Below are 16588 nucleotides of genomic sequence, written 5' to 3'. Positions count from 1 at the left end.
GCTGGCTGCCTTCCACGTCCTGGCGAACGCCTGCCACACCCGCGAGACCCGACCCTCGGCCATCCTGGCTGCGCTGGGCTCCCGTCGGGTGCCGCACGGGAGGGAGCTCCGGGCGCTCCTGGGCGACCTCGACGCCGGCGCCTGCTCCGTGCTGGAGCGGGAGTACCTGCGGCTCGAGCGACGCCACGGGCTCCCGGTCGGGGTCCGACAGGCCAGGTCCGTGGTCTCCGGGCGAACCGCGCTGCGCGATGTCGAGTACCCGGGCCTCGCGACGATCGTCGAGCTGGACGGGCGCCCGTTCCACGACACGTCGCAGCAACGCGAGCGCGACTTCGACCGCGACCTCGAGGCAGCCGTCACTGGGCGGGCGCTGACCGTGCGGCTGACCTACGGACAGGTGTTCCGCACCGGTTGCCACACCATCGCGCGGATCGCGGTGCTGCTGCAGCGTCGCGGATGGAGCGGGTCGATCCAGCTCTGTCCGCAGTGCGCTCGGTCGCGACCTGCACTCAGCTGGTGAGTGCAGGTCACGACCGAGTGGTTCAGGACCTGGCCAACGCGGAGCGGCCGGCCTCCAACCGTGCCACCGGGACCCGGAACGGCGAGCAGGAGACGTAGTCGAGCCCGACCTCGTCGAAGAAGTGGATCGAGGCCGGATCACCACCGTGCTCGCCGCAGATGCCCAGGTGCAGGTCCGGGCGGGCAGCGCGGCCGTCCTCGGCCGCGCGACGTACCAGAGCGCCGACACCCGTGATGTCGAGCGACTCGAACGGGGAGACCCCGAAGACCCCCTGCTCGAGGTACGTCGAGAAGAACGCCGCCTCCACGTCGTCGCGGGAGAAGCCCCAGGTCATCTGGGTCAGGTCGTTGGTCCCGAAGGAGAAGAACTCCGCCGAGCCGGCGATCTCGCCGGCGGTGAGCGCGGCCCGCGGCAGCTCGATCATGGTGCCGATCTTCACGTCGAGCTCGACCCCGGACTCCTCGGCCACCTCCCGGGCCACCGCGTCGATCCGGCGCCGGACCAGGTCCAGCTCCCGGACCGAGGCCACCAGCGGGATCATGATCTCCGGGCGCGGGTCGCCCCCGGCCCGCTTGCGGAGCACCGCCGCCTCCAGGATCGCCCGGGCCTGCATGGTGAACAGACCGGGGATCACGATCCCGAGACGTACGCCGCGCAACCCGAGCATCGGGTTCTGCTCGTGCAGCCGGGTGACCGCCTCGAGCAGCCGGCGCTCGCGCTTCTTGCGGTGTCCCCGGGTGTCGGCGATGGCCAACGCCACCGACAGCTCGGTGATGTCGGGCAGGAACTCGTGCAGCGGCGGGTCGATCAGCCGGATGGTCACCGGCAGGCCGTCCATCGCCTCGAGGATCGCGGTGAAGTCGTCGCGCTGGAGGGGGAGCAGCGCGTCCAGCGCCGCGCGCTGGCCCTCCTCACCCTCGGCGACGATCAGGTTCTCCACCAGCTCGCGGCGCTCGCCGAGGAACATGTGCTCGGTGCGGCACAGGCCGATGCCCTGGGCGCCGAACCGCCGGGCTCGGGCAGCGTCCTCGGCAGTGTCCGCGTTCGTGCGCACGCGCAGGCGGCGCGCGGCGTCGGCATGCTCCATGATCCGGCCGACCGCGTGCACCAGCGGCTCGTCGACCTCCTCGCCCTCGAACCAGCGCACCACGTGCGAGTCGGCCACCGGCACCGCACCGTCGAAGACCTCGCCGGTCGAGCCGTCGATCGAGATCAGGTCGCCCTCCTCGACCGTCTTGCCGCCCCGGACCGTGAACCGGCCCTCACGGGCGTCCACCTCGAGGGCCTCGGCGCCGCAGACACAGGTGCGGCCCATGCCACGGGCCACCACCGCTGCGTGGGAGGTCTTGCCGCCGCGACTGGTCAGGATGCCGCGGGCCACCACCATGCCGTGCAGGTCGTCGGGGCTGGTCTCCTTGCGGACCAGGATCACGTCCTCGCCCCGCTCAGCCCACTCCACGGCCGTGGCCCAGTCGAAGACGGCCCGCCCCACGGCCGCGCCGGGGGAGGCGTTCATCCCGGTGGCCAGCAGGGTCCGCTCCGCCTCCGGGTCGAAACGGGGGAACATCAACTGGGCCAGTTGGGCGCCGTTGACCCGGCGTACCGCTTCGTCGAGATCGATCAGCCCCTCGTCGACCATGTGCACCGCGATCCGGAAGGCCGCCTCGGGGGTCCGCTTGCCGACCCGGGTCTGCAGCATCCAGAGCTTGCCCTGCTCGACGGTGAACTCGATGTCGCACATGTCGCGGTAGTGGTGCTCCAGGGTGCTCATGATCTCGAGCAGCTGGTCGTGGGAGGCCCGGTCGATCTCACCCATGTCGGCCAGGGAGACGGTGTTGCGGATGCCGGAGACGACGTCCTCGCCCTGGGCATTCGTCAGGTAGTCGCCGTAGACCCCCTGGTTGCCCGACGCAGGGTCGCGGGTGAAGGCGACGCCGGAGCCGGAGGTCTCTCCCCGGTTGCCGAAGACCATCGCCTGGACGTTGACGGCGGTGCCGAGATCCTCGGGGATCTGCTCCTGGCGGCGGTAGAGCACCGCCCGCTCGGTGTTCCAGGAGTCGAAGACCGCCCGAACGGCGAGGTCGAGCTGCTCACGGGGGTCCTGGGGGAACTCGCGGCCGGTGTGGTCGAGGATCACCTGCTGGAACGTCGCCACCAGCTCGCGCAGGTCGGCCACGTCGAGCTGGGTGTCCTGGCTCGTGCCGCGGCGGTCCTTGAGGGCGTCGAGCTGGTCGGCGAAGACCTCGCTCTCGACCCCCAGCACGGTGGCGCCGAACATCTGCAGCAGGCGTCGGTAGGAGTCGAACGCGAACCGTTCGTCCGAGCTCTGCGTGGCCAGCCCGGCGACCGAGGCGTCGTTGAGGCCGATGTTGAGGACGGTCTCCATCATCCCGGGCATCGAGTGCTTCGCTCCCGACCGGACCGACACGAGCAGGGGGTCGGTGGGGTCGCCGAGCCGGCGTCCCATCGCCTCCTCGAGCGCGGCCAGATGGCTGCTGACCTCCTCGGCGAGACCGTCCGGGTCCCGGCCCTGGACCAGGTAGGCACGACAGGCCTCGGTGGTGATCGTGAAGCCTGGTGGGACCGGAAGGCCCAGGTTCACCATCTCGGCGAGGTTCGCGCCCTTGCCTCCGAGAAGGTCACGTTGGTCCTTGTTCCCCTGGGCGAAGTCGAACACGTAGGAACTCATGGTTCCTCTCTACCCGATGCGACCCGACTCTGAATAGGACGGTGCGGTTCCGTCGCCCTCGAGAGCGCTCTCGATCCGGCGAGCGGTGAAGTCGGCGCAGCGCTTCCGCACCTCGTCGAGGGTGCAGAACTCGGCCGCGCGGATCTCCCGGGCCTGCTTGACGATCTCCTCGGTGATCGAGGCGGGGTGGGTGCCGCCGTCGAAGACCAGGCAGAGCGCGTCGTCCCAGCCGCCCCACGGCGGGAGCCAGTCGGTCAGCAGCAGGGGACCGGCAGGGATCTGGAGCCCCAGCTCCTCCTCGACCTCGCGGGCGACCGCGAGCTGCGGCGACTCGCCGACCTCGACCACGCCGCCGGGCAGGTCCCAGTCCTGCTTGTAGGTCAACTGGCACAGCAGCACCCGCCCGGACTCGTCCTGGATCAGCATCTGGCTGATCGCCCGCTTGCGCGGCAGGAACGAGTTGAGCAGCGCCCGGAAGCTGCCGGCGTCGCTGAGGGGTGGGTCGTCGACCAGCCGGGCCAGGACGACGTGGCCGGTGCTCTCGGAGCGGCGTACGCCCTCGCGGCGCAGGCCGCTGCGGGTGGCGACCCGCAGCGCGGCCTCGTTGTCGGGCTCGACGTGTGCCTCGACCCGGGTCAGGCCCAGGCCTCCCTGACCGGTCTCGGAGAGGGCGAAGTCGGTGAGCACCCGCACCGCGCGCGCGGCGTGGCCCCGGCCCCGGTGCTCCTCGAGGAGCACCCAGGTGAGCTGACCGGTCGTCGGATCGCTGCGGCGTACGGCGCACCGGCCCACCCGGGTGCCGTCGTGCTCGATCACGAATCCGTGCAGGCCGGGGTCGCCCCGGTCCTCACCGACCAGGGTGATCGTGCCGTCGGTGAGGGTCTGGTCGGTCACCCTGCCACCCTAGCGACGACGCAACCACACGGTGGCCAGCGGAGGGAGCACGAGGTCGGCGTGGGCCGGCTGCCCGGACCAGTCGCCCGGCACGGCGGTGACCTGGCCGAGGTTGCCGACGCCGGAGCCGGAGTAGTCGCCGGAGTCGGTGTTCACCAGCTCCTGCCAGACGCCCTCGCCCGGGAGCCCGAGCCGGTAGTTCTCGTGCGGAACGGCCGAGAAGTTGGAGACACAGATCAGCTCGGCGCCGTCGTGGTCACGCCGCACGAACGAGAAGACGTTGTGCCCGGCGTCGTTGGCGTCGATCCACTGGAAGGCCGCCGGGTCGTGGTCCCGGCTCCAGAGCGCCGCGGTGCCGCGGTACGCCGCGTTCAGGTCGCGGACCAGGGACTGGACTCCCCGGTGCTCGGGGTGGTCGAGCAGCCACCAGTCCAGCTCGCGCGCCTCGGCCCACTCGGACTCCTGACCCAGCTCGATGCCCATGAAGAGCAGCTGCTTGCCGGGGTGGGCCCACATGTAGCCCAGGTAGGCGCGCAGGTTCGCCAGCTGCTGCCAGCGGTCTCCGGGCATCTTGCGCAACAGCGAGCCCTTGCCGTGCACGACCTCGTCGTGGCTGATCGGCAGGGTGTAGCGCTCGGAGAAGGCGTAGACGAGCGAGAACGTCATCTCGCCGTGGTGGTAGGAGCGGTGCACCGGATCGTGCTGGAGGTAGCCCAGCGAGTCGTGCATCCAGCCCATGTTCCACTTCAGGCCGAACCCCAGACCGTTCTCCGAGGTCGGTGCGGTCACCCCCGGCCAGGAGGTCGACTCCTCGGCGATGGTGACCGCACCGGGGATCCGCTTGTCGACGGTGGCGTTCATCTCCTGGAGGAACTGCACCGCCTCGAGGTTCTCCCGGCCCCCGTGCACGTTCGGGGTCCACTCGCCCGGCTCGCGGCTGTAGTCGAGGTAGATCATCGAGGCGACCGCGTCCACCCGCAGGCCGTCGATGTGGAACTCCTCGAGCCAGTAGAGCGCGTTCGCGACCAGGAAGTTGCGGACCTCGCGGCGGCCGAAGTTGAAGACGTAGGTGCCCCAGTCCGGGTGCTCCCCGCGAGACGGGTTCGGGTCCTCGTAGAGCGGGGTGCCGTCGAAGCGGGACAGCGCGAACTCGTCCTTGGGGAAGTGGGCCGGCACCCAATCGACGATCACGCCGATCCCGGCCTGGTGCAGCCGGTCGACCAGCAGTCGCAGCCCGTCCGGATCCCCGAAGCGCGCGGTCGGCGCGAAGTAGGAGGTCACCTGGTAGCCCCAGGAACCGCCGAACGGGTGCTCCATCACCGGCAGGAACTCCACGTGGGTGAAGCCCAGGTCGACCAGGTAGGGCACGAGGTCGTCGGCGAGCTGCGCGTAGGAGTAGAAGTCGCCGCCGTGGTGCTTCTTCCACGACCCCAGGTGCACTTCGTAGACCGACATCGCCTCGTCGACCGGGCGACGCGACGCCCGGGCGGCCATCCACTCGTCGTCTCCCCAGGTGTGGGTCGACTCGAAGACCACCGACGACGTCTGCGGCGGCACCTCGGTGTGGAACGCCATCGGGTCCGCCTTCTCCCGCCACTGACCGTCGGCGCCGAGGATGACGAACTTGTACGCCGCTCCGCTGCCGACCCCGGGGACGAACAGCTCCCAGACGCCCGAGGTTCCGAGCTGGCGCATCGGGTGCTCGCGGCCGTCCCAGTTGTTGAACGACGCCTTCACCCGGATGGCGCGGGCCGAGGGCGCCCAGACGGCGAAGGAGGTGCCGGTGACGGTGCCGCTGGGGGTCTCGTAGTGGTGCACGTGGGACCCGAGCACCTCCCACAGCTGCTCGTGGCGCCCCTCGTTGATCAGGTGCAGGTCGACCTCGCCCAGGGTGGGCAGGAAGCGGTAGGGATCGTCCAGCTCGGTCGGCGGACCGTCGTACGCCACGACGACGCGGTAGTCGGGCACCTCGGCGACACCGAGCGTGCCCACCCAGATGCCCTCGTGCTCGTGGGTGAGGTCGACGGTCTGCTCCGTGCCCGACAGGGTCCTGATCGCGACCCGGGAGGCCAGCGGTTTGAAGACCCGCACGGTGACGTCGCCGGCATGGGGGTGGGGCCCGAGTACGGCGTGCGGGTGACCGTGCTCGCCCCGGACGACCAGGTCGAGCTCGCCGGTGTCCACCGGCAGGGCAGTTGACTGGCGCTGGCTCATCAGGCTCCGATCCTCGCCACGGCCTGGAGCGGGATCTCCACCCAGGTCGGACGGTTGCGTGTCTCGTAGACGGTCTCGTAGACGGCCTTGTCGGCGACGTAGGCGGCGAGCAGCTGCTGCTCCTGCTCCGTCAGGTCGCGGCCGGCGTAGGCGTGCAGGAACGCGTCGCGGTTGCGGGCCGACCACTCGTCGGCCCGGTAGGCGCGCTGGGATGCGCTGCCGTCGTCGTTGTCGTCCCAGGTCCGCTCCACCACCCGCGGGGCGTAGTCGAACGAGCGGAGCATCCCGGCCACGTCACGCCACCGGGAGTCGGGGAGCAGGCGCTCGGCGAGCGGCTTGGCCGGCTCGCCCTCGAAGTCGACGATCTTCCAGCCGCGCACGGTGCGCAGGGTCTGGCCCAGGTGCAGGTCGCCGTGGATGCGCTGGACGACGAGGTCGTCGAGGTCGGCGACCGCGTCGAACGCCCGGCGCAGCCGCTCGGCATGCTCCTCCAGCCGGGGAGCCGCGGGCAGGGCCTGGTCGAGCCGACGGTGCATCGTGGCTGCGAGGTCGGCGACGGCCGGGCCGGTGCGGTGCTCGGTCGGGAACTCCTGCGCCAGGCTCGCGTGGGTCTCCGCCAGGGCGACACCGAGGCGTCTGGCCTCGGCGGCGAAGTCGCCGCCCACCTCGTCGGCGCGCAGGTCGGCCTCGCCGAACAGGTTGCGGACGCTGGCCAGGGCGAGATCCCAGCCGTCGCTGGCGGTGCGCAGGAACTGCTGGAGCATCGCCAGGTGGAGCACCTCGCCGTCCTCCGCGGGCGCCTCCAGCCAGCCGTAGAGCGCGGCGACGTGCGGGGAGCCGGACCGGGTGAGGACCTCGTGCACCTCGATGTCGGGGTTGACGCCCGGCGTGATCCGCCGGAACACCTTCATCAACGCGTCCTCGCCGAAGGCCACCGAGGAGTTGGACTGTTCTCCGCTGAACAGCGTCGAGTGGGCTGCCAGGTCGAGCTCGTGGCCCGGCATCCGGTGGAACTGCAGGGCGCCCGCGGGGCCCGCCGCCCCGGAGAAACCGCGCTGCCAGGCGGCCATCGCGCGGCGGTCGTGGACCGCGTCGTACACGTGGCTGGGCCCGAAGTCGGGGTCGTCCCACTCGCCGACGAGGGCATGGGCCAGGTGGGACTGTGCTTCGGCGTAGAAGGCGAGCGGCACCTGGTACGTGTCCTGCTCGGTCGTGCCGTCGGCCTCGACGAACTCCAGCGTGACCAGGTCGATCGCCACCCCCGGACCGCTCGGGTGCTCGTGCGGCGGCTGCCCGAGGCGTCGTACGCCGGTGATGGTGAAGTCGCGTCCCTTGCCCCCGAACCAACGTGCTTGCTCGATGAACGGGCGCAGGTGGTCGCGGGCGTGCGTCACGAGCCGGATCCCTCCTCGGTGTCGGGGTGTGTCAGGCGGAGCCAGTAGAAGCCGTACCCACCCAGCGTCAGGAGATACGGGAGTTCTCCGACTGCGGGGAAGGGGACGCCGCCGAGGAGCTCGGTCGGGATCATCCCCTCCCACCGGCGCAGGTCGAGCTCGACGGGTTGCGGGAAGCGGGAGAGGTTGTTGACGCAGACCAGCACGTCGCGCTCGCCGTGATCGTCGACGTGCTCACGGGCGTAGGAGAGCACGCTCGGGTTGGAGCCGCCCAGGTCGATGAACGACCCCAGGCCGAACGCCGGGTGCTGGCGACGGGCGTGGATCATCCGTCGGGTCCAGTGCAGCAGCGAGGACGGGTTCTCCAGCTGCGCCTCGACGTTGACGCTCTGGAAGCCGTAGACCGGGTCCTGGATGGCCGGCAGGTGCAGCTTGCCCGGGGTGGCCGAGGAGAAGCCCGCGTTGCGGTCCGGCGTCCACTGCATCGGGGTGCGCACACCGTCGCGGTCCCCGAGCCAGATGTTGTCGCCCATCCCGATCTCGTCGCCGTAGTACAGGACGGGGGAGCCGGGCAGGGAGAGCAGCAGGGCGGTGAAGAGCTCGATCTGGTTCAGGTCGTTGTCGAGCAGTGGAGCGAGCCGACGGCGAATCCCGATGTTGGCCTTCATCCGGGGGTCCTTGGCGTACTCGTCCCACATGTAGTCGCGGTCCTCGTCGCTGACCATCTCGAGGGTGAGCTCGTCGTGGTTGCGCAGGAAGATGCCCCACTGGCACCCGTCCGGGATCGGCGGGGTCTGCTCCAGGATCTCCGAGATCGGGAAGCGGGACTCGCGACGCACCGCCATGAAGATCCGCGGCATCACCGGGAAGTGGAAGCACATGTGGCACTCGTCGCCGCCGGACTCGAAGTCCCCGAAGTAGTCGACCACGTCGGCCGGCCACTGGTTCGCCTCGGCCAGCAGGACCCGGCCCGGGTACTTGTCGTCGACGAAACGCCGCACCTTGCGCAGGAACTCGTGGGTCTCCGGCAAGTTCTCCCCGTTGGTGCCGGGGCGCTCGTAGAGGTAGGGCACCGCGTCGAGGCGGAAGCCGTCCAGGCCCATGTCGAACCAGAAGCTGATCGCCTCCAGCATCGCCTCGTGCACCTTCGGGTTGTCGAAGTTGAGGTCGGGCTGGTGGGAGAAGAACCGGTGCCAGTAGTACTGCTGGCGGACCGGGTCCCAGGTCCAGTTGGACGGCTCGGTGTCGACGAAGATGATGCGTGCGTCCTCGTAGAGCTCGTCGGTGTCGGACCAGACGTAGAAGTCGCCGTACGGCCCGTCGGGATCGGACCGGCTGGCCTGGAACCACGGGTGCTGGTCGCTGGTGTGGTTCATCACGAAGTCGATGATCACGCGCATGCCGCGCTTGTGGGCCTCGTCGAGGAAGTGGTGGAAGTCCTCGACGGTGCCGCACTCGGGAAGGATGTTCGTGTAGTCGGCGACGTCGTACCCGCCGTCGCGCAGCGGCGAGGTGAAGAACGGCGGCACCCACAGGCAGTCCACGCCGAGCCAGTGCAGGTAGTCGAGCTTCTCGGTGAGCCCCTGGAAGTCGCCGGTGCCGTCACCGTTGCCGTCGCGGAAGGAGCGGACCAGGACCTCGTAGAAGACCGCGGTCTTGAACCAGTCGGGGGTGCTGCCGACGGAGTCGGGGAACTGCTCGAGGTCGTGGGCGGGGGCGTTCGGGACCTCGGTCAACGGGTCCTCCTCACGGTCAGGATGTGGGCGGTCTGGTGGGACGGGTCGAGCCGGACGTAGTTGTGCTGGTTCCAGGTCCAGTCCTCGCCGCTGAGCTCGTCGTGCACGACGAACGACTCGCCGTCGGCCAGGCCCAGGGCCGCCAGTTCGAGATGGACGGTCGTCTCCCGAGTGGCGTGCGGGTCCAGGTTCACCACGACGATGACGGTGTCGGAGTGGTCGGGAGTCGTCTTGGAGAAGACCAGGATGTTCTCGTCGTCGCTGCTGTGGATGCTGATGTTGCGCAGCAGCTGCAGGGACCGGTGGTCGCGGCGGATCTCGTTCAGCCGGGTGAGGTACGGCGCGAGCGTGCGCCCCTCCTTCTCGGCGCCGGCCCAGTCGCGGATCCGGATCTGGTACTTCTCCGAGTCGAGGTACTCCTCGCTCCCGGGCTTGACGGCCACGTGCTCGAAGAGCTCGTACCCGGCGTACACGCCCCAGTTCGGTGAACTGGTGGCGGCGATCGTGGCGCGGACCGCGAACGCGGCCGGCCCGCCGTACTGGAGGTAGGCGTGCAGGATGTCGGGGGTGTTGACGAAGAAGTTCGGCCGCATCAGGTGGTCGGTCTCGGTCGACAGCTCCCGCAGGTACTCCTCGAGCTCCCAGCGCGCGGTGCGCCAGGTGAAGTAGGTGTAGGACTGGTGGAAGCCGATCGCACCCAGGCCGCGCATCATCGCCGGCCGGGTGAAGGCCTCGGCCAGGAAGAGCACGTCCGGGTCGGTGCGCCGGATCTCCTTGAGCAGCCACTCCCAGAAGGCGACCGGCTTCGTGTGCGGGTTGTCCACCCGGAAGATGCGTACGCCGTGCTCCATCCAGTGCCGGACCACCCGCAGCACCTCACGGGAGATCCCGGTGGGGTCGTTGTCGAAGTTCAGCGGGTAGATGTCCTGGTACTTCTTCGGCGGGTTCTCGGCGTAGGCGATGGTGCCGTCGGCACGGGTGGTGAACCACTCCGGGTTGCTGCTCACCCACGGGTGGTCGGGGGCACACTGCAGGGCGAGGTCGAGGGCGACCTCGATGCCGAGCTCGCGGGCGCGGGCCACGAAGGCGTCGAAGTCCTCGAGGGTGCCCAGGTCGGGGTGGATCGCATCGTGTCCGCCCTCGCGTGACCCGATCGCCCAGGGTGAGCCGGGATCGCCGGGGCCGGGCTCGAGGGTGTTGTTCGGGCCCTTGCGGTTGACCTCGCCGATCGGGTGGATCGGCGGCAGGTAGATCACGTCGAAGCCCATCGCCGCGACCGCGTCCAGCCGCTCGGCGGCCGTGCGGAAGGTGCCGCTGGTGACGGCGCCGGTCGTCGGGTCCTTGGTGGCCCCCTCGCTGCGCGGGAAGAACTCGTACCAGCTGCTGGTCAGCGCCTTGGGCCGATCGGCGTACAGCGGGTAGGGGCCCTCCACCGTGACCAGCTCACGCAGCGGGTACGCCGCCTGCACGGCGAGCAAAGCCGGGTCCTGGAGGGCGGCGAGGCGCGCCGCGGTCGGGCGACCCAGGTCGCTGGCGGCGTCGAGGGCGGCGTCGAGGACCGCGCCCGACGCCCGGTCCTCGTCCGGGACTGCGGCACGGACCCGTTCGAGCAGCAGGCCTCCCTCGGTGAACATCAGCTCGACGTCGACGCCGGCCGGGATCTTCAGCCCGGCGTCGTGCTGCCACGTGGTCAACGGGTCGGACCAGGCCTGGACCTCGAAGGTCCAGGAACCGGGCTCGTCCGGCGTGACCCAGGCGCGGTAGTGATCGGGGACGGTGGGGTCCACGGTCATCCGCACGGGGGCGCGCCGCTGACCGTCGGGTCCGGCGAGGACCACCTCGGCGCCGAGCTTGTCGTGGCCCTCGCGGAAGACCGTCGCCGTGACGGGCAACGGTTCGTCGACGGTGGCCTTCGCGGGCTGTCGACCGAGGTCGACGATGGGCATGACGTTCATGACGGGGATTCGGCCGACCATGTCCCAACACTTGCGGGTCGGCCGCGGCCACGCAAGCCGGGGGTGGGCCTCGCTCCCAAATCGACCGGGGGCGGGCGGCGTGGACCGGCACGGCGGGAGAGGGGGACGGGAGGGTCGTGCCGGTCACGTGTTCGACGAATCGGTTGGATCGATCCAAGAATCGCGCTACCGTTCATGGGTGCGCGCCATTCGACGATTCACCGTCCGCCCCGTCCTCCCGACCGTCCTCGCCCCCCTGGGCGAGCTGGCGGGCAACCTGCGGTGGTCCTGGCACCCCGCGACGCAGGACGTCTTCGCCGCCGTCGACCCGGCGCTCTGGGAGTCCACCGGTCACGACCCGGTGGCCCTGCTCGGCGAGGTGGGCCGAGCGCGGCTCGAGGCGCTCGCGGCCGACGAGTCCTTCGTGGCCCAGGTCCGGTCCGCCCACGAGGACCTGACCGCCTACCTCACGGGAGACCGCTGGTACCAGCGCCGCGGCGACACCGCCGGTCCGCGCGCGATCGGCTACTTCTCGCCCGAGTTCGGGATCGCCGCCGTGCTGCCGCAGTACTCCGGCGGCCTCGGCATCCTCGCCGGTGACCACCTCAAGTCCGCCAGCGACCTGGGCGTGCCGATCATCGGTGTCGGCCTGCTCTACCGCCACGGCTACTTCAAGCAGGCGCTCTCCCGCGAGGGCTGGCAGCAGGAGACCTACCCGGTCCTCGACCCCGACGCCCTGCCCATCTCGCTGCTGCGCGAGCAGGACGGCACCCGCGCCACGATCTCCATCGCCATGCCCGGAGGCCCGGACCTCGTCGCCCGGATCTGGGTGGCCAGCGTCGGACGGGTCCCGTTGCTGCTGCTCGACACCGACGTCGAGGGCAACCCCGACCACTACATCGACGTGACCGACCGCCTCTACGGCGGCAACAGCGAGCACCGCCTGCGCCAGGAGCTGCTGCTCGGGGTCGGTGGCGTCCGCGCGCTGCGCGCCTACGCCCGGATCACCGGAGCCCCCGAGCCCGAGGTCTTCCACACCAACGAGGGCCACGCCGGCTTCCTCGGCCTGGAGCGGATCCGTGAGCTCACCGTGGCCGAGGGCGGCCCGGGGCTCGACTTCGACACCGCGCTCGAGGTCGGCCGCGCCTCCACCGTCTTCACCACGCACACGCCGGTGCCGGCCGGCATCGACCGCTTCGATCGGACGCTGGTCGAGCAGTACTTCGGCGACACCGGCGCGACCCCAGGGGTCCCGCTGGACCGGGTGCTGGCGCTCGGGTCCGAGGACTACCGGGGCGGCGACCCGGCGGTGTTCAACATGGCCGTGATGGGCTTCCGGCTCGCTCAGCGCGCCAACGGCGTCTCGCTGCTGCACGGCGAGGTGAGCCGGGGGATGTTCAACGGGCTCTGGCCCGCCTTCGACGAGGCCGAGGTGCCGATCGGGTCGATCACCAACGGCGTGCATGCGCCCACCTGGGTGGCTCGCGAGGTCTTCGAGCTCGCCGAGGGTGAGGGTGCCGACGTCTCGAGCGACGACACCGACGCCTTCTGGAGCGCGGTCGACACCCTGCCCGGTGAGCGGATCTGGGCGGTCAAGCGCCTGCTGCGTGAGCGGCTGGTGGTCGACGCCCGCAAGCGCCTGGCCGGCTCCTGGGCCAACCGGGGCGCGACTCCCGCCGAGCTCGGCTGGATCGAGACCGCACTCGACCCCGACGTGCTGACGATCGGCTTCGCCCGCCGGGTGCCGTCGTACAAGCGGCTCACGCTGATGCTGCGCGACCCCGTGCGGCTGAAGAAGCTGCTGCTCGACCCCGACCGCCCGATCCAGCTGATCATCGCCGGCAAGTCGCACCCGGCCGATGACGGCGGCAAGAGGCTGATCCAGGAGATGGTGCGCTTCGCCGACGACCCGGAGGTCCGGCACCGCATCGCGTTCCTGCCCAACTACGACATCTCGATGGCGCTGCCGCTCTACCCGGGCTGTGACGTCTGGCTGAACAACCCGCTGCGCCCCTACGAGGCGTGTGGCACCTCGGGCATGAAGTCGGCGCTCAACGGCGGACTCAACCTGTCCATCCTCGACGGCTGGTGGGACGAGTGGTACGACGGCAACAACGGCTGGGCGATCCCCTCGGCCGACGGTGTCGACGACCCGGACCGTCGCGACGACCTCGAGGCGACGGCGCTGTACGACCTGATCGAGAACGAGGTCGCTCCCCGGTTCTACGACATCGACAGCGCCGGGGTGCCCACTCGCTGGATCGAGATGGTCCGGCACACGTTGAAGTCGCTCGGTCCCAAGGTGCTCGCGACCCGGATGGTGCGCGACTACGTGCGTGACCTCTACCAGCCCGCAGCGGTCAATGCTCGCCTGCTCAACGCGGACTACCAGGGTGCCGCCGAGCTGGCCGCCTGGAAGAAGCGGGTTCGGGCCGGCTGGCCGGCCGTCCGGGTGGAGCACGTGGAGAGCGCGGGCCTCGGCGACGCGCCCGAGGTCGGCGCCCGGATGAGTGTGCGTGCGTTCGTGGCCCTGGGCGAGCTCTCACCCGAGGACGTCCAGGTCCAGCTCGTGCACGGTCGGATCAACAGCGAGGACGAGCTGGTCGAGTCCGACGTGGCGCCGCTCGAGGTCACCGAGACCTACGAGGGCGGTCGCTTCCGCTTCGACGTGGAGATCGCGCTCGACCACAGTGGGGCGTTCGGCTACACCGTGCGGGTGATCCCGAGCAACGACCTGTTGACCTCGCCCGCCGAACTCGGCGTGGTCGCCTTCGCCTGAGTCGGGGCCCGCAACGGGCTCAGGTGTCCAGGCCCCGGCGCGCCGGGGTGACCCGCCGCGACCCGCGTCGGCACTCCCACGACGCGCCGAGTTTCACGCCGCTGTGGGGGTCGCGCGCGTTGTCGAGGTGGAAGTAGTCCGCGTGGGCGCGACGCCGGTCGAAGTCGACGACGAGGTAGCCGCAGTGCTCGCTCTCGTCGTACTTGGCCCAGGGGTTGCCCACGGCGAGGTTGGTGTTGAGGATCGTCTCGAGGATCTCGCCCGAGCCGGGCATCACGCTGTTGGCCGAGGTTCGCAGCGACGGTGAACCGATGCCCGGGGTGATGAACTCAGCCGCCACCGAAACCGGGTCGATCCGGTAGGTGCCGGGGTCGCGGGGGATGTCACTGACCATGCTCTGGTGCACGTCCCCGGTCAGCACGACGACGTCCTCGACCTCGGCGATGCCGGCGACCAGATGCTCCCGCTCTGCCTTGAAGCCGTTCCAGTCGTCGACGTAGAGCGCCGTGGACGGGTGCGGCAGCCGCTCGCTGATCGGTTCCAGTACCGCCTGGATCGCCTCCGGGACACCGGCGCCGATCACCAACGGGAAGAACGGCACCTGGTTGCCCAGCACCTTCCACCATGCATCGCTGCGGCGCAGCCCGCGACCCAGCCAGTGGCGCTGCGCGTCCCCGAGCATCGAGCGGTCCGGGCCGGTCCCGGGGTCGACCGACCCATAGCTGAAGGCGAGGCTGCGCGGCGGCTCGTCACGGAAGCGACGCTCGTCGAGCATCCAGAGGTCGACCGCGGCGCCGAAGCGCAGCCGCCGGTTGATCCGTTCGGGGTCGTCGGGGTCGACGTGCCGTACCGGCAACCACTCGAGCCAGGCCTGCCGTGCCTCCCGGGCGCGGCGCTGCCAGGGGCCCTCGCCCTCGTCATGGTTCTCGGCGCCCTCGCGCCAGGTGTCGTTCGCGATCTCGTGGTCGTCCCACACCGCCACCACCGGGTGGGCGGCGTGCATCGCCTGCAAGGCGCGGTCGCGGCGGTAGCAGCCGTAGCGGATGCGATAGTCGGCCAGCGTCACGCACTCGCGAGGTGGCTCGGCCACGCGCACGGTGGCGGGCGCGACTCCCGGCACGAGCGGGCCGTCGGGGCCGTACTCGTAGATGTAGTCGCCCAGGTGCAGCACGGCGTCGAGGTCGTCGCGCCGGGCGAGGTGGCGGTAGCCGGAGAAGTGGCCCCAGTTGTAGTTGGCACAGGACACCACCCCCAGGCGCACCGGTACCCGTGAACGGCGGGCAGGCGCGGTCCGGGTGCGCCCGACCTGGGAGCGGGCCCCTCCCCAGGTGAAGCGGTACCAGTACCGCGTGCCGGGCCGCAGACCTCGTACGTCGACGTGCACGGTGTGGTCCCGCAGCGCAGTGGTGCGGGACGTGCCGCGGGCCACCACCCGCCGGAACCCGCGATCGCGGGACACCTCCCAGCCGACCCGCACCGCCGGGCCCTGTCCGGAGCCCGGGGCCGCGGCCTCGATGGGCGTCACCCGGGTCCAGATCACGACGGCGTCCGGCAGGGGGTCGCCCGAGGCCACGCCGTGCCGGAAGGCCGAGCGGCCCGCTGCCGCGGTCGCCCGCTCGGGCGAGGACGCCACGGCCGGGGTGAGAGCTCCAGTGGCCACCCCGGCGGCGATCAGGGCTCGTCTGTGCACGTGCGGCACGGTCATCTCCTTCGACGGCGCGGCCCTCACGGCCGGTGGCTGCGTCAACGAGCGAGTGTGACCCCGGTTACGTTGCCTCGGCGGCGTCGCTCGGGCTCAGACCTCGCGCAGGACCAGCACCGCCCGGGCGGCGATCTCCAGCTCCTCGCCGGCCTTGACCGAGGTTCCCACCGGAAGTGACGGGTCGGTGCAGAGCACGATCTCGCCGGCCTGCACCCAGTCGTTCTCCGGCATCACGATCGTCAACGGCCGGTCGCCGGAGTTGAGCCAGATCACGAACGAGCGGTCGACGAGCTGCTCGCCACGGTGGCCGGGGGAGCGCAGCGGGTTGCCCGAGACGAACATGCCCACCTGTGTGAGCGAGTCGTCGTGCCAGTCGTCGGCGTCCATCTGCCGACCGGTCGGGTGCAGCCAGGCCAGGTCCTTGGGTGCCCCCGGCATCGCGGGTCGCCCCTCGAACCAGTGCCGCTGGCGCAGCGCCGGGTGTTCGCGCCGCAGCCGCAGGGCGGCCCGGGTGACCTCGTGCACGTCGAGCCAGGCGTCGTCGGTGCGCCAGTCCAGCCAGGAGATCTCGTTGTCCTGACAGTAGGCGTTGTTGTTGCCCCGCTGGGTCCGTCCGCGCTCGTCGCCGGCGGTGATCATCGGGACACCGTTGGACAGGCAGAGCGTCGCCATCAGGTTCGCGGCCTGGCGCCGACGCAGCGCCTG

8 protein-coding genes and 2 pseudogenes are annotated in these 16588 nt (G+C 70.7%); 2 read left to right on the top strand and 8 right to left on the bottom strand.

Going from position 1 to position 16588, the window contains the following annotated elements; all coding sequences use genetic code 11:
• Positions 1-520: pseudogene (locus ABZE72_RS10570) on the top strand (hypothetical protein); the annotation flags it as partial.
• A gap of 22 nt (positions 521-542) precedes the next feature.
• On the opposite strand, the gene ppdK reads toward ABZE72_RS10570, so the two are convergent.
• From ppdK to ABZE72_RS10540, 6 genes are read right to left on the bottom strand one after another with little or no spacing between them, the layout of a single operon-like run.
• Entirely contained in the window at positions 543-3209 is a 2667-nt protein-coding gene (ppdK, locus tag ABZE72_RS10565; protein ID WP_372728987.1) for a pyruvate, phosphate dikinase, read from the bottom strand.
• Between the two features lie 9 nt (positions 3210-3218).
• Positions 3219-4103 carry a GNAT family N-acetyltransferase gene (locus tag ABZE72_RS10560; RefSeq protein WP_372728986.1) on the bottom strand — a complete coding sequence of 295 codons (885 nt, stop codon included), beginning with the start codon at positions 4101-4103 and terminating at the stop codon, positions 3219-3221.
• Between the two features lie 9 nt (positions 4104-4112).
• Positions 4113-6317 (bottom strand): 1,4-alpha-glucan branching protein GlgB, encoded by a 2205-nt coding sequence (gene glgB, locus ABZE72_RS10555; protein WP_372728985.1) that lies wholly within the window; start codon positions 6315-6317, stop codon positions 4113-4115.
• Positions 6317-7711: a hypothetical protein gene (locus ABZE72_RS10550; RefSeq protein ID WP_372728984.1), complete on the bottom strand. Its 1395-nt coding sequence runs from the start codon at positions 7709-7711 to the stop codon at positions 6317-6319. Before ABZE72_RS10550 ends, glgB begins: the two co-directional genes overlap by 1 nt.
• Positions 7708-9447 carry a maltose alpha-D-glucosyltransferase gene (gene treS, locus ABZE72_RS10545; RefSeq protein WP_372728983.1) on the bottom strand — a complete coding sequence of 580 codons (1740 nt, stop codon included), beginning with the start codon at positions 9445-9447 and terminating at the stop codon, positions 7708-7710. Before treS ends, ABZE72_RS10550 begins: the two co-directional genes overlap by 4 nt.
• Entirely contained in the window at positions 9444-11423 is a 1980-nt protein-coding gene (locus ABZE72_RS10540) for an alpha-1,4-glucan--maltose-1-phosphate maltosyltransferase (RefSeq protein WP_372728982.1), read from the bottom strand. Before ABZE72_RS10540 ends, treS begins: the two co-directional genes overlap by 4 nt.
• A 178-nt stretch (positions 11424-11601) precedes the next feature.
• Here ABZE72_RS10540 and glgP point away from each other — a divergent pair, with 178 nt between their 5' ends.
• The gene (gene glgP, locus ABZE72_RS10535; RefSeq protein WP_372728981.1) at positions 11602-14181 is read left to right on the top strand and encodes an alpha-glucan family phosphorylase; all 2580 of its coding nucleotides are present in this window, start codon (positions 11602-11604) and stop codon (positions 14179-14181) included.
• Positions 14182-14200: 19 nt separating this feature from the next.
• Here the strand turns inward: glgP and ABZE72_RS10530 are convergent, their stop codons facing one another.
• On the bottom strand, positions 14201-15928 hold the full coding sequence (locus tag ABZE72_RS10530; protein ID WP_372728980.1) for an alkaline phosphatase: 1728 nt from the start codon (positions 15926-15928) through the stop codon (positions 14201-14203).
• 48 nt (positions 15929-15976) lie between these two features.
• A pseudogene (locus tag ABZE72_RS10525) lies at positions 15977-16588 on the bottom strand (glycogen debranching enzyme GlgX); the annotation flags it as partial.

It is taken from the genome of Nocardioides sp. (assembly GCF_041600255.1).
Classification (GTDB): domain Bacteria; phylum Actinomycetota; class Actinomycetes; order Propionibacteriales; family Nocardioidaceae; genus Nocardioides.
The sequence above is the reverse complement of the archived record's forward strand: the minus strand, read 5'-3'. Positions and strand labels throughout refer to the sequence as shown.

Excerpts from the sequence above, each read along its gene's own strand:
- ppdK (WP_372728987.1), bottom strand. The coding sequence starts at position 3,209 with ATGAGTTCCTACGTGTTCGACTTCGCCCAGGGGAACAAGGACCAACGT.
- glgB (WP_372728985.1), bottom strand. The coding sequence starts at position 6,317 with ATGAGCCAGCGCCAGTCAACTGCCCTGCCGGTGGACACCGGCGAGCTC.
- ABZE72_RS10540 (WP_372728982.1), bottom strand. The coding sequence starts at position 11,423 with ATGGTCGGCCGAATCCCCGTCATGAACGTCATGCCCATCGTCGACCTC.